The 16,147-nt window shown below is 38.8% G+C and carries 4 protein-coding genes; all 4 read left to right on the forward strand.

Translation table 11 applies throughout. The annotated features are described in order from the left end of the window. The first annotated feature begins 18 nt into the window (after positions 1–18). The 4 genes from H6F45_RS05320 to H6F45_RS05335 all read left to right on the forward strand — a co-directional run bounded on the left by H6F45_RS05320 (position 19) and on the right by H6F45_RS05335 (position 15,974). The gene (locus H6F45_RS05320; protein ID WP_190346675.1) at positions 19–7,731 is read left to right on the forward strand and encodes a non-ribosomal peptide synthetase; all 7,713 of its coding nucleotides are present in this window, start codon (positions 19–21) and stop codon (positions 7,729–7,731) included. Continuing rightward, positions 7,728–11,987, forward strand: coding sequence for a non-ribosomal peptide synthetase (locus H6F45_RS05325; RefSeq protein ID WP_190346676.1), 4,260 nt, complete (start codon positions 7,728–7,730; stop codon positions 11,985–11,987). The genes H6F45_RS05320 and H6F45_RS05325 overlap by 4 nt, the downstream gene beginning before the upstream one ends. A 66-nt stretch (positions 11,988–12,053) precedes the next feature. Beyond that, a complete protein-coding gene (locus tag H6F45_RS05330; RefSeq protein ID WP_190346677.1) occupies positions 12,054–13,232 on the forward strand; it encodes a 2-isopropylmalate synthase in 1,179 nt (392 codons plus the stop codon). 300 nt (positions 13,233–13,532) lie between these two features. Beyond that, a complete protein-coding gene (locus H6F45_RS05335) occupies positions 13,533–15,974 on the forward strand; it encodes an ATP-binding cassette domain-containing protein (protein WP_190346678.1) in 2,442 nt (813 codons plus the stop codon). Positions 15,975–16,147 lie beyond the last annotated feature (173 nt).

Raw genomic sequence — 16,147 nt, forward strand, 5'->3', positions numbered from 1 at the left:
AATTTCAACAAAAATATTATGAGCGACTTACTAAAACAACTTGAAAAATTATCACCAGAAAAACGAGCATTAGTTCTACAAAAACTAAAAAAGCAACAACAAACCCCACTCCTCAAACCAGTATCACGGGAAAACCCCCTTCCCCTCTCCTTTGCTCAACAAAGACTGTGGTTTATTGACCAACTAGAAGGAGAAAATGGTGTTTATAACGTGCCATTTTTCTGGCAAATTAGCGGTATTTTAAATATTAATGCCTTAGAAAAAGCTATTTTAGAAATTGTCCAACGTCATGAAATTTTACGCACTAGCTTCTCTGTTGTTAATGAATCACCCATACAGGTAATTCACAGCCAACCTACGTTAAAAATAGAAGTCCTAGACTGGGGACAAGTACCAGAAAAAGACCAATTCAGCAAAGCGCAACATTTAGCAACAGCAGAATTACAACAGCCATTTGATTTATCGAAAGCTCCTTTATTACGAGTAAAATTACTGCAACTAGCTGATCAATCTCATTTGCTTTTATTGGTCATTCATCACATAGTTTGTGATGGTTGGTCAATGGATATTTTCCGTAAAGAATTGTTCAGTCTTTACACCGCTTTTTGTAATGGAGAATCTTCCTCTCTACCTGCATTATCTTTACAATATGCTGATTTTGCTCACTGGCAAAGGTCATATTTACAAGGAGAAACTTTAAATAAACAACTCAATTACTGGCAACAACAATTAGCAGAGGTTCCCCCATTATTAGAATTACCTACCGATTATCCACGTCCATCAGTCCAAAGTTTTCGCGGACGTAGTGAATTTATCCAAATTAATTTAGATTTAACACAAAAATTAAAGCGGTTAAGTCAGGAGTCAGGAACTACTTTGTTTATGACTTTACTGGCAGTATTTGCGCTGTTATTGTCTCGTTATAGTAATCAAAATGATATTGTAGTTGGTTCTGCGATCGCCAATCGTAACCGCAGAGAAATAGAACCCTTAATTGGCTTTTTTGTCAATACTTTAGCTTTGCGTACCAACTTACAAGGAAATCCTACTTTTATAGAATTACTGCAACGGGTAAAAAAGGTAACTTTAGATGCTTATGATCATCAAGATTTACCCTTTGAAAAATTAGTTGATGAATTAGGATTAGAGCGATCGCTTGCTCATCATCCCCTATTTCAAGTCGCTTTTGGTTTACAAAGTGGAACTCCCGAAACACTTTTAATTCCTGGTTTAACTCTCACCCGCTTTGAGTGGGAAAATACAACAACATTCTTTGATTTATCACTAATCTTCCGAGAAACTCCTCAAGGTTTAATTGGAGAATGGGAATATGCAACGGATTTGTTTGCAGATACAACTATTCAAAGGATGGTGCGCCATTTTGAGGTTCTGGTACAGCAAATTATTGATAATCCCCATCAATCAATTAATACTCTATCTTTGCTGACTCCAGATGAAATTCAGCAACTAAAAACATGGAATCATACACAAACAGAATATCCTCAAGATAAAACTCTTGTTGACTTATTTGAACAGCAAGTTATTAAGAATCCTAATAATTTAGCTGTAGTTTTGGCATCTGAAAGTCTAACTTATCAACAGTTAAATGCAAAAGCGAATCAACTAGCTAATTACTTAATTGAAAATTACCCAATACAACCAGATACCTTAATCGGTATTTCTGTAGAACGTTCTTTGGAAATGATTGTTGGTATTTTAGGGATTCTGAAAGCTGGTGGTGCTTATGTACCCATTGATCCCAACTATCCCCAAGAACGAATTGAGTTGATGTTAGCAGATTCTGGAATATCGGTTTTATTAACTCAAAGTTGTTTAGTAGATAAATTACCTTTAGATAGTTTAGAAAATACTGTTAAAGTTGTTTATTTAGATGAAGAAAGAGACAAATACCCATTGTCAATTGTCAATTGTCCATTGTCAACTGTCAATTACAATAATTTAGCTTATGTAATTTATACCTCTGGTTCAACAGGTAAACCCAAAGGAGTAATGATTGAACATCAAGCAATTGTTAATTTAGCTTTAGCTTGGAGTGAAAAATTCCAAGTAAAAAATGAAAGTCGTTTACTACAATTCGGTTCTTTTAGTTTTGATTTATCCATTGGTGAAATTGCGACTGCTTTACTAGCAGGTGCTTGTTTATATTTAGGCAATAAAGATACTTTATTACCTGGTGAAAGTTTAGTTGATTTTTTAACTAAACACAAAATTACTCATGGGTTTTTATCTCCTTCGGCTTTATCTGTTTTACCAAAAGTGAGTTTCCCAGATTTACAATATCTGGCTGTTGGTGGAGAGGCTTGTTCGGCTGAATTGGTAAGTCAGTGGGGAACAGAACAACATTTATACAATTGTTATGGTCCGACAGAATCTACTGTGACGGCTGCTATTTATCTTTGTCAACCTAATAGTCAGATAAACAGCAAAAAACCACCAATCGGTAAACCATTACCTAATATCCGTATTTATATTTTAGATGCCAATAATCAACTATTACCCCCTGGTATCCCCGGTGAATTGTGTATTGCAGGAATAGGTTTAGCGCGGGGTTATCTTCATCGTCCTGATTTAACAGCCACAAAATTTATTGATATTAACTTATTTGGTAAATCTGAACGGATTTATAAAACCGGTGATTTAGCTAAATGGAATAATGAAGGATATTTAGAATATTTGGGTCGCATTGATGAACAAGTAAAATTACGGGGTTTTAGAATTGAACTGGGTGAAATAGAATCACTATTATTACAACATCCATCAGTTAAAGAAGCTGTGGTGATTTTATATGAAACTGATAACAATCCCAGGTTAATTGCCTATGTTACAGAGTCAGAAAAAACCGCTGGCTTGGCGTTTAAGGGGGTAATTGAAGTAAGAGAATACCTCAAAAATCGCTTGCCAAATTATATGATTCCTAGCCAGATTATGGTTTTGGAAAACTTGCCCTTGACTGCTAATGGAAAAATAAACCGTCGTGCATTACCAGCACCAAACACAGCCACTGCTGCTGATTTGGAAATACCAGTAACTCCCACAGAAGAACTACTCGCTAGTTTATGGCAAAGTTTATTAAAAGTTAACTCTGTTGGTCGTTCTGATAACTTCTTTGAATTAGGTGGAAATTCCCTGTTAGCAACTCAATTAGTTGCCCGCATTCGTGATATTTTCAGGGTAGAAGTACCTGTTCGTAAGATATTTGAGCAAAGCATTTTATCTGAGTTGGCGAGGGAAATTGATCAAGCATCTGCGAGTGTGGCTTTACCTCCTATTTCACCCCAGTCAGAAAATGAACCAAAAACTCTGTCTTTTGCCCAATCAAGACTTTGGTTTATCGCTCAACTGGAAGGAAAAGGAACTTCTTCCACCTATAATATGCCGATCGCACTCCAACTAGACGGTAAATTAAATGTAGAGGCTCTCCGGCAAAGTTTAACTTATTTGCTAGAACGGCATACAAGTTTACGCTCTTATTTCCCAGCCTTAGAGGGAGAACCCCAAGTAGTAGTTCAAAATATTGAAGATATAGAAGTATTAGAAATTGCGGACTTACAAACACTCGATCCTCAGACACAAGCGGAAACTGTACAACGGTTAGCAGATAGCCATGCACAAGCACCCTTGAACTTAAACACTGGACCCCTGTTCAAAGCCAAACTACTGCAACTAAGCCGGCAAAAAAATGTCCTACTGATTAATATGCACCACATTATCAGTGATGGCTGGTCAATGGGTGTCTTTAAACGGGAATGGGAACAAGCTTATGCTGCTTATGCTGTGGGTTCTACTCCCAACCTATCACCATTACCGATTCAATATAGTGATTATGCAGCTTGGCAGCGCAATTGGTTACAGGGGGAAATTTTAGCCAGTCAAGAAAATTATTGGCAACAACAACTAGGTGATGCACCTCGTGTACTGGAGTTACCAACTGATTATCCTCGCCCAGCACAACAAAGTTATCAGGGTGAACATGAGGAATATTGTTTAAGCAGGGAACTAACACAGCAACTCAAAGTCCTGAGTCAAAAACACGGGGTGAGTTTGTTTATGACCCTGTTAACGGCTTTTAGTATTTTACTATCGCGTTACAGCCGCCAAGAAGATTTATGTATTGGTAGTGCGATCGCTAACCGCACCCATAGCTATACAGAAGGGTTAATCGGCTTTTTTGTCAACACCTTAGTATTGCGAAGCAAAATCAAGCCAGAGCAAAGTTTTAGTGAATTACTCCAACAAACTCGCCAAACTTGCTTATATGCTTATGCTCATCAAGACATTCCCTTTGAGTATCTGGTAGAAAAACTACAACCAGAACGCAGCCTCAGCCGTAATCCCCTATGCCAAGTGATGATAGCTTTACAAAACACCGAAGGCGTAGGGAAAAATGTTAGTTTACCTGGGTTAGATATTAAAACATTCGAGCAAAGTTTCCCTTTTGCTAAATTTGACCTGGGACTTGATCTGCGGGAACATAACCAACAACTCAACTGTGTCTGGGAATATGCCACCGATTTATTTGCGACGGACACAATTAAGCAGATGGCGAGACACTTTGAAGTTTTGCTAACAGCAATTATAGCAAATCCCCAGCAGCCTATCAGTAAGCTACCACTCATTACCACAGCAGAAATTCAACAATTGCAAGCGTGGAATCAAACAGATAGCGATTACCCGCAAGACCAAACACTGGTAACTTTGTTTGAACAACAAGCCGCAAAAAACCCTGATCAAACTGCAATAGTTTTTGCAGATAGCAGCCTTACCTATCATCAGTTAAATCAAAAAGCCAATCAAGTGGCTCATTACCTAATTCAAAATCACCAAATTCAGCCAGACACCTTAATTGGTATTAGTGTTGAACGCTCTTTGGACATGATTATTGGTGTACTCGGTATACTCAAAGCAGGTGGCGCATACCTACCGATTGATCCCAATTATCCCCAAGAACGAATTAAGTTCATGTTAGAAGATTCTGGGACATCGGTATTATTCACCCAAAGTTTCCTCAAACACCAATTACCAACTAATCAACTAGAAAACCCACCTCAAGTAATTTGTTTAGATCAGGAAACGTTTGCTCAGGAGTCAAAAGAAAATCCCCTGTCTCAAAGTACACCCAATGATTTAGCTTATGTCATTTACACCTCTGGTTCTACAGGACAGCCCAAAGGGGTAATGATTGAGCATCGCGCAATTGTCAATTTAAGTTTGGTTTGGGCGCAAACTTTTCAAATTCAACCCCAAAATCGCTTGTTGCAATTTGGTTCTTTTAGTTTTGATTTGTCTATTGGTGAAATTGCCACTAATTTAGTCAGTGGTGCTTGCTTGTATTTGAGTGATAAAGAAACTCTGTTACCTGGCCAAAGCTTAGTTGACTTTTTAAGTGAAAACAAAATTACTCACAGTTTTCTTTCTCCTTCAGCCTTATCTGTCTTACCAAAGGTGAGCTTCCCTGATTTACAATGTGTGACTGTTGGTGGAGAGGCTTGTACTGCTGAATTAGTTAGTCAATGGGGAACAGAACAACGTTTATATAATTGCTACGGACCGACAGAAACCACTGTGACTGCGGCATTAGCTCCTTGTCAACCTAATGGCAAAAAACCACCTATCGGTCAACCAATATCTAATCTCCGCATCTATATATTAGATCCACACAACCAACCATTACCCCCAGGAATACCAGGGGAATTGTGCATTGCTGGTGTGGGTTTAGCCAGAGGTTATCTCAACCGCCCGGAATTAACTGCCGAAAAATTTATTGAAGTTGAATTATTCGGTAAAACTGAGAGGATTTATAAAACTGGTGATCTAGCCCGTTGGCTAACTGACGGCAATTTAGAATACTTAGGCCGCATTGACCATCAGGTAAAAATACGTGGTTTTCGGATTGAATTAAGTGAAATTGAAGCGACATTAGTTCAACATCCCAAAATTCAGGAAGCAGTTGTCACTGTTCGAGAAGAAACTGATCTCGATAAACGCTTGGTAGCTTATGTTGTACCAACAGCAACAGAAGACAACACAAACCCAGATGAATTGGTGGAATTGTGGGAAGACATTTTTAATACTAACTATGCTCACCAAACAACGCCCACTGACGACCCCACCCTAAATATAGTTGGTTGGAATGATAGCTACACAGGCCAACCCATTCCCCCAGGCGCGATGCAAGAATGGCGAGATACAACCGTTGAGCAAATTCTTGAACTTCAACCCGAAAGAGTTTGGGAAATCGGGTGCGGTTCAGGGATGTTATTGTTTAAAGTCGCACCCCATTGTCAGCATTATTTTGGTACAGATTTTGCGCCAGAGGCATTGCAGTACATATCACAATATCTAGAACAGCAGTCACTCCAAGAAAAAGTTACCTTAAAAACTGGTGCTGCTCATCAGTTTGATGGTATTGAAACCAATGCTTTTGACTTAGTAATCATCAATTCTGTAATTCAATATTTCCCCTCTTTAAATTACCTGTTGTCAGTTATTGAAGGGGCAATTAAAACTGTCAAGAATCAAGGCAAAATCTTGATTGGAGATGTGCGAAATCTCCACTTATTAGAGGCTTTCCACACCGCAGCCGATTTTTATCGCGCCCCTGATGATTTATCAATTCAGGACTTGCGCCAACAAATTCAAAACAGCATTCGCACCGAAGAAGAATTATTAATTGACCCTGATTTCTTTATCGCCCTCAAGCAAAGATTTCCTCGGATTAGTCATGTCCAAATTGAATTAAAATGGGGTTACAGTCATACGGAAATGAGCCGTTTTCGTTATGACGTTGTTTTGTACTTAGATCGGGCAGATATTACCCTGAAGCAACCGGAATGGTTAAATTGGCAAGAGCAACAGTTGAATCTGGAAACAATCGAGAGAATTTTAACCACCCAGCAACCAGACTTACTAGGGATTAAAAATATTCCTAATGCTCGTCTAATTCCAGAAATGGCGTTGTTAGAAAAAATTCCTCAATTAGATGGTACTGTCACCGACTTAAAAGCAGTAATTTCCCAAGCCCAATCAGGTATAGAACCAGAAACTTTCCGAAATTTAACGCGAGATTTGCCCTATAAGGCGTTTATTCAATATAGCTCCACAGGATTTGCTGATTATGATGTTGTGTTTCAACGCCACATTCCTGGAGAGGTGACAACACCAAAATTTGCGACAAAAGGCAATTGGCGACTGAAACCTTGGCAAAATTACGCCAACCAACCTTTACAATATCGCAACAGTCAATTAGATCCAGCTTTATTAGCAGAATGGCGGGATTTTCTGGGCAAAACTCTGCCTGATTATATGATTCCTAGCCATTTTGTGGTGTTGGAAAAACTGCCACTGACACCAAATGGCAAAATAAACCGTAAAGCCTTACCTGCACCAGATCAAATTGTCACCACAAAAAATATTGAATTACCTGTTACAGAAACAGAAAAATCCCTGGCGCAGATATGGGCAAGGTTACTCAAATATGAAGCCATAGCCCGACAAGATAATTTCTTTAACTTGGGAGGACATTCATTACTCGCTACCCAACTGTGTTATCGCATTCGTGACACTTTCAATATAGAACTGCCACTGCGTCAAGTATTTGAGACTCCCACCCTCATAGACTTGGCAAATTATATAGATAGTTGCCTTTGGGTTAATTCGACAACCACAGATATACAACCTTTAAACTCAGACGAAGAGGAAATTGAACTATGACCATAACACACAATCAGCAAATAGTTTCTTTAATGCTTCGTTTGCAGAACATGGGCTGCCGAATTTGGGCTGAAGATGATAAGTTACGGATTCGGACTAGCAAAAATGCCCTGACTGCGGAACTGAAGCAGGAAATTCAAAACCACAAAGCAGAGATTCTCACCTTCTTGAAAGCTGCTAAAACACAAGCTGTGATCACCGCAGAAATTCCTGCTTTAAGTGCTGACTCTCCCAAGCTTCCGTCCTTTGCTCAACAACGTCTCTGGCTATTAGCACAACTCCAAGGGTCATCAGCTACTTACAATATGCCGATCGCTTTACAACTGAACGGCAACCTGAATATTGATGCCCTACATTCTAGTTTGGCTTATCTGCTGAATCGGCACGAGAGTCTGAGGATGTATTTTCCTACAGTTGCCGGACAACCACAAGTTGCCATCCGCAGTTTAGACGAGATCACAGTTTTAACAGTACAAGATTGCCGGGAATTAGGGACTGGGAACAAGGGAGAGCTTGATTTAGATACCCAATGCCCAAATATCCAAGATTTAATTGACGCTCATGCACAAGAACACTTTGACTTAAATACTGGCCCTTTGTTTAAAGCTAAACTGCTGCAATTGGAGGTTTATCCTGAGCGAAGCCGAAGGGAGCAAAAATCTGTCTTGTCCATCAATATGCACCACATTATCAGTGATGGCTGGTCAATGGGAGTATTTTTGCGGGAGTTATGGCAGGCTTATATTGCTTATTCTCAAGGTCAAACCCCAACTTTTGCTCCTTTACCGATTCAATACAGTGACTATGCAACTTGGCAACGCCACTGGTTACAAGGAGAAGTATTAGAAAAGCAAATTGATTACTGGAAACATCAACTAGGTGATGCTTCCCCATTACTGGAATTACCTACTGATTATCCCCGTCCAGCGCAACAAAGTTACAGAGGCGATCGCTATATTTATTCTCTTACACCGGAATTAACTGCTGCTGTTAATGCTTTTAGCCAACAGCAAGGCGTAAGTTTATATATGACCTTGTTGGCTACTTTGAGCATTTTACTATCTCGTTACAGTCGGCAAGAAGACTTATGTATTGGTTCTCCCATTGCTAACCGCACCCATAGCCAGACTCAAGGGTTAATTGGCTTTTTTGTCAATACTTTGGTTATGCGTCAGCAAATCAAACTAGATCTAAGTTTTATTGAGTTTTTACAACAAACTCGCCAAACCTGTTTAGATGCTTATGCTCATCAAGACGTTCCCTTTGATGTGCTGGTAGAAAAGTTACGACCAGAACGCAGTATGAGCTATAACCCTTTATTCCAGGTCATGTTTACCCTGGAAAATAATGAAAGTCCAGATTTGGATTTATCAGGGTTAGACATTGAATGGTTGGGAGTTAAGGGTGCGATCGCTAAGTTTGACTTAACCCTGATGGTGATCGAAGATGATCATCAGTTAAATTGCTCTTGGGAATACGCCACCGATCTATTTGCAAGGGTTACTATCCAACGGATGGCGGAACAGTTTGCAGTTCTGCTTCAAGGAATTATTGATCATCCCCACCAATCAATCAATACTTTACCTTTGATGACAGGAGAAGAACTGCTAAAACTACAACGCTGGAATCAAACTCAAACCGATTATCCTGAAGATAAAACTTTAGCTCAACTATTTGAACAACAAGCAGCAAAAACCCCCGATCAGGTTGCAGTAGTTTTTGACGACTACAGCCTAAACTATCAACAATTGAATCAAAAAGCTAATCAATTAGCTCATTATTTACGGCAAAATTACCAAATTCAGCCGGACACTTTAATTGGTATCTGCGTTGAACGGTCTACAGAGATGGTGATTGGTTTACTTGCCATCCTCAAAGCTGGTGGTGCTTATGTGCCAATTGACCCTAATTATCCCCTAGAGCGGATAGGGTTGATGTTAGCAGATTCTGGGACATTGGTGTTACTGACTCAAAGTTTCCTCTTAGACCGATTACCTTTATCTCAACTGCAAAACCCACCTCAAGTAATTTGTTTAGATGAGGAAATTTTTGCTGGGGAGTCCACAGCAAATCCGCGTCCTCACAGTCAGCCGAATGATTTGGCTTATGTAATTTATACCTCTGGGTCTACAGGAACACCAAAAGGAGTAACAGTTCCTCAAAAAGCTGTTAATCGCTTGGTGTTGAACACTGACTATGTGCAGATCCAACCTACAGACAGAGTTGCTCAAGCTGCGAACATTGCTTTTGATGCTGCTACCTTTGAAATTTGGGGAGCGATCCTGAATGGAGCAACGCTGGTGGGAGTTAATCAAGATGTACTGCTTTCACCTCAGAAATTTGCTACGTACATCCGAGACACAGAAATTAGCATCCTATTCTTGACCACAGCTTTATTTAATCAGTTAGTTAGTGCTGTCCCTCAGATATTTAATTCTCTGCGATGTTTGTTGTTTGGTGGGGAGGCCGTTGATCCCAAAACAGTCGAGCAGGTACTTACTCAAGGTTCTCCCCAAAGATTCCTTCATGTATATGGGCCGACAGAAAACACCACATTTTCCTCTTGGTACTTGATAGAGGATGTACCAGCAAAAGCGATTACCATTCCCATCGGTAGGGCGATCGCTAACACCCAACTCCACATCTTAGACAAATATCTGCAACCTGTACCCATTGGTTTACCAGGAGAATTACACATCAGTGGTGCAGGGTTGGCGCGGGGTTATCTCAACCGTCCCGATTTGACTGCCGAAAAATTTATGGAAATTGAATTATTCGGCAAAACTGAGCGCATTTACAAAACTGGGGACTTAGTAAGATGGAAACCTGATGGCAATATCGAGTTTATTGGTCGTATTGATAACCAAATTAAACTCCGTGGTTTCCGCATAGAATTGGGTGAAATTGAATCAGTCTTGTTGCAATACCCTACTGTCAAAGAAGCAATTGTTACTGTACATAAAACTGAAAATAATCAGAGTTTAATTGCATATCTAACAGGAATTACCCCTGATTTATCGCCCCAATTGAAAAATTACCTGAAAACTCGTCTACCTGATTACATGATTCCTGCTCAGATCATGGTTCTAGACGAGTTACCCTTAACCCCCAATGGCAAAATTAACCGGCAAGCTTTACCTACTCCTAATATTGGGGTTCAAGGTTCATACACACCACCACGCAACAAAGTCGAAGCACAATTAGCGCACATTTGGTCTGCTATTCTGGAACGTCAAGAAATTGGCATTCATGATAACTTTTTCGATTTGGGCGGCCATTCTTTATTAGCAGTCAAATTACTCAATCTTGTACAACAAGAGTTTGGACAACAACTGGCTTTGAGCAGTTTATTTCAGAATCCTACTATTGCTCAACTAGCACAAACATTAGGTAATAGGGAGATGGAACAATCAAATTCTGATTTAGTACCGATTCAGCCTCTAGGAGATGCAACCCCCCTATTTTGTGTATCTGGCTCTAACGGACACAGCTTCTATTTTCGAGATTTGGCAATCAATTTAGGTATTGAACATCCTGTCTATGGACTCGATGCGCCAGGAAGAGATGGACTGAGCATACTTCCTCACTCAGTAGCCGACCACGCAAGTCAACTGATTTCCCAATTACGTCAACAGCAACCTCAAGGACCTTATATATTGCTGGGGTACTCTTCCGGTTGTAGTGTCGCTTTTGAAATAGCCTCCCAACTGGAGCAGCAAGGTGAAAAGGTGGGTTTGCTAGCTATCTTGGATGCGGGATTGGTTTCTAATCCGGAACATTTCAAAAATAGAGCAGATATTGATTGGATTTGGCAAATAATCCAACGCATCGAAGCTTTAAAAGGAGTTTCTCTCGGTTTAGAATACGCTAATTTAGCGGCTCAAAGCGATGACGAATCCCGTTGGGATTTGGCGGCAAGTTATCTATACCGTCATAATGCCCTACCGGAACACTCCAGCCTTGCTTTACTCAAAACTAATATGCAAGTGATGAGAGTGCAGACGCTCAATTACGTAAATTATCAGCCTGTTCATCGAATTTCTGCCCCGATTGTTTTATTCCGTGCTGAAGACGTGCCGGAAATAGTGGTGCGAGAACTCCAAGCACTGACCAATTACGATTTACCGGACTGGGGATGGCAAGCTTACACACCAAACCCTGTGAAGGTAATATCTGTACCTGGAAATCACGGACGGATGCTTTATGAACCGAATGTCACAACCTTAGCCTCACACTTACGGCTGATGATGATTTAATCAATAAATCACCCATAATCATCAACCTGACTTTTTTAATTTTGCATTTTAAATTGGGATAAAAAAATGAAAACTCTGCCAATCAAAATTTCTGATGAAACCTTGCGGGATGGAGAACAACAAGTTGGTATTTTTTTCTCTCTACCAACCAAACACAAACTTGCTCATCTGATTGCACAAACAGGAGTCAGTGGATTTGCCATCATGCCGAGTGTTTGTGAGCAAGAATCAGAGCTTGCCAAAACATTAATATCAGATGGATTAACTCATCTGATTACTGCTTCTACGATGATGGGAAAAGAGTACATTGATCAGGCGAAAAACTATGGAGTTAAGCGGATCATTCTCTTCCATGCTGTTTCTGATCGCTTGCTGTTTTTACGCAATCCCCATGTGCGTTTGATGAGCGAATACCAAGACAAAACCATTGATGACGATATCCCATCTCACATCATCAATAAAATTCGTCAAGATGCTCTTGATGTGATTGTGGAAAATCTGCGCTATGCCACACAAGTTGCAGGACTAAGAGTAGAATTTGCGGCTGAGGATGCTTCTAGAGCAGATTTCGACTTTTTAGTACAGTGTATCCGTTCATGCGGTCCTTATATTGAACATTTCCTACTGTGTGATACGGTGGGGGTTCTGAGTCCAGAAAAGAGCTATATCTGGATCAATGATTTATTGCAATCCACTACAGGGGTAGAATTAGGGGTACACTACCACAATGACATAGGGTTAGCTTTAGAAAATACTCTCCAGTCCGTGATAGCGGGAGCGACTACAATATCAGGAACATTTTGTGGTATAGGAGAGCGAGCCGGCAATGTTGCTCTAGAGCAAGTATTAAATGGGTTGCGTGTCCGTTTTGGTATTGAAGTGGAGGGTATAAACTATGATGCTGTTGAGGTAGTCACCAATTATATTGAGCAAATGGGGATTCGTCCTGCACACCCCTATTCTCAAACTGCACAAAGTCACCAATCAGGTATTCATGTCAACTCTCTGTTTCGTGATCCCCTGAGCTATGCTATATTTCCCCACAACGATGTAAATATTGTCTTTGGTAAGTGGAGCGGAGTCAGTAATTTTCAATATCTCTTTGAAAAACAACTGCAAAACCCTCAAACCAGACAAAAGTATGAGAAAATGCGTGCCGTCATCAAATCTATGGCGACAGAACAAGAACGCTATTTTACAGCCAGCGAAGTCTTAAAACTCTGGAAGGATGGTATCTTTGAATAGTCTATTTTGTAAATTGACCATTAACACTTACCATTAGACACATCCGAAAAAGAATGTAGAGACGTTTCATGGAACGTCTCTAGAAGGGTTTAAAATCACCCATATTTAATTTCTCGGACAGGTCTAATCATTAAAGACTCAGGATAATTTCGACTTCATCCTGATCATTAACATAGGAATGTAATGTTATTTTATTTGTGTTAGTCATAAGCCTGGCTTTTACTAACAAATAAATTATACGTTTATTAGCCCTTTTGTTCTCTGTTATCTGCTCCATAAGACTCAAATAATTTTTTACAGATGCAAGCTACAACTTTTATTAATAAATCCGCCAACGATAATTCTGCTTCAGGTACTAATCAATTTTGGAAAAATTTCCAAGCGGTTGTCGGTCCATATTGGTATCCTACAGATGCAAATGGTAGAGCATTTTCAGAGGTGATTCGCACTTATGGAATGTTGGCTCTTCTAGTATTATTAATTGTTGTTATGGTAGGTGCAACAGTTTTTAACAGCTTTGTTAACCGCTATTTAATAGATGTTATTACACAAGAAAAGGATTTAGAAAAATTTAGTGATTTATTATTGCTTTATGGTTTTGCGCTGGTTTTGGTAACAATTTTAGTAGGAATTTCTAAATTTGTTAGAAAAAAAATAGCTCTTGAATGGTATGAATGGCTGAATAGTCAAATTTTATCAAAATATTTCAATAATCGGGCATATTATAAAATCAATTTTCAGTCCGATGTTACCAATCCAGATCAACAAATATCACAAGAAATTGAGCCTTTAACTAAAGATTTTCTCAGCTTTTCAGCTACATTGCTAGAAAAAGTCCTAGAAATGACAGCTTTTTTAATACTGCTCTGGACGCTCTCTAAATTTGTAGCAGTTGCTTTAGTTTGTTATACAGTAGTTGGTAATTTAATTGCTATTTACTTGGCACAAGAATTAAACAAAATTAAGCAAGAAGAAGTTGAATCAAATGCAGACTATACTTACAGTTTAACTCATGTGCGTAATCATGCAGAATCAATAGCTTTTTTCCAGGGAGAATCACAGGAATTAAACATTGTTAATCGGAGATTTAATAGGATTGTTCAAAGTGTTAAACGCAAGATTGATTGGGAAAGAAGTCAGGATATTTTTAATCGAGGATATCAGGCGGTTATTCAAATATTTCCATTTATAGTATTTGGACCAATGCAAATTAGAGGAGAAATTGATTTTGGAGAAATTTCCCAAGCTGCTTTAGCTTGTAATTTGTTCGCCACAGCAATGGCTGAATTAATCAAAGAATTTGCCACTTCAGGAAAATTTTCTAGTTACATTGACCGTTTATTTGAACTTTCGGAAGCGTTAAAATCTGTCACTAAAGAACCGGAAAATGTCAGTATAATTAAGACGAAAGAGGAAAAGCGACTAGCTTTTGAGAATGTTACTTTACAAACTCCCAATTATGAACAGGTAATTGTTGAAGAGTTGTCGCTGAGTGTTCAACCTGGTGAGGGTTTATTAATTGTCGGTCCAAGTGGTAGGGGTAAAAGTTCTTTGTTGAGGGCGATCGCTGGTTTGTGGAACTCAGGGACTGGTCGTGTGATTAGACCACCCCTAGAAGATGTATTATTTTTACCTCAACGTCCTTATATTATTTTAGGAACTTTGCGAGAACAGTTACTCTATCCCCATACAACACGGGGAATGAGCGATCGCGCACTGGAAGCAATTTTAAAACAAGTTAATTTGCAAAACTTATTAAGTCGAATAGATAATTTTGATACAGAACTTCCTTGGGAAAATATCCTTTCTTTGGGAGAACAACAACGTTTAGCATTTGCACGTTTATTAGTTACTCGTCCTAGCTTTACTATTTTAGATGAAGCTACAAGTGCTTTAGATTTGAATAATGAAGGTAATTTATATCAACAATTACAAGAAACAAACACAACCTATATCAGTGTAGGACATCGAGAAAGTCTATTTAGTTATCATCAATGGGTTTTAGAACTTTCACAAGATTCTAGTTGGCGACTGCTATCTGTTGAGGATTATAGACAGCAAAAAGCACAAGAACTTACTACTGATAATTATGCTGAAAATTCTGGTATCACCATAGAAATTGTACCCAATAGTAAACCCGCAACTCAACCAGAAACATTAACAGTTTCTCCTGAAAATAGAGAAATTACCATAGATTTTGTATCTGATGATGAACCTGAAAATCAACCAGAAACATTAACAGTTTCTCCTGAAAATAGAGAAATTACCATAGATTTTGTATCTGATGATGAACCTGAAAATCAATCAGAAATATTAACAGATGCTTATGAAAATACAGAAATTCTCATAGATTTTGTATCTGATGATGAACCGATAAATCAATCAGAAATATTAACAGATGCTTATGAAAATACAGAAATTCTCATAGATTCTGTATCTGATGATGAACCGATAAATCAATCAGAAATATTAACAGATGCTTATGAAAATACAGAAATTCTCATAGATTCTGTATCTGATGATGAACCGATAAATCAATCAGAAAGATCAACAGCAGATACAGGTGAAATTGTAGGGCTTTCTCATCGAGAAATGCAGGAACTAACTGACTATTCACTGGGTACTGTCAGAAGCAAGGCCAGCAAAGGTCAAACCATTACTACGAAGGATGGTTCTACCTACCGCTATAATAAAGACTCAAAAGTTTTGAAATGGGTAAGAGTTGAACGGCTTGAAAATTAAGTAAATCAACATTAAAAAACTTAATATCCAGATCCCCTACTTCTTGAAGAAGTTGGGGATAGACCAGATTTAGATTTTACGTTGCTTTACTAATAACGACATTTACTTAAATATCTTAAATATCTTAAATGTCCTTGCTTTAACACTCATTTACTGATATATCTTTCTTTGAT

Origin of the sequence: Sphaerospermopsis sp. FACHB-1194, from assembly GCF_014696235.1 — a bacterium.
GTDB lineage: Bacteria > Cyanobacteriota > Cyanobacteriia > Cyanobacteriales > Nostocaceae > Sphaerospermopsis > Sphaerospermopsis kisseleviana.

Bases quoted from the DNA above. Each gene is read 5' to 3' on its own strand.
- H6F45_RS05320 (WP_190346675.1), top strand. From the start codon at position 19: ATGAGCGACTTACTAAAACAACTTGAAAAATTATCACCAGAAAAACGA.
- H6F45_RS05325 (WP_190346676.1), top strand. From the start codon at position 7,728: ATGACCATAACACACAATCAGCAAATAGTTTCTTTAATGCTTCGTTTG.
- H6F45_RS05330 (WP_190346677.1), top strand. From the start codon at position 12,054: ATGAAAACTCTGCCAATCAAAATTTCTGATGAAACCTTGCGGGATGGA.
- H6F45_RS05335 (WP_190346678.1), top strand. From the start codon at position 13,533: ATGCAAGCTACAACTTTTATTAATAAATCCGCCAACGATAATTCTGCT.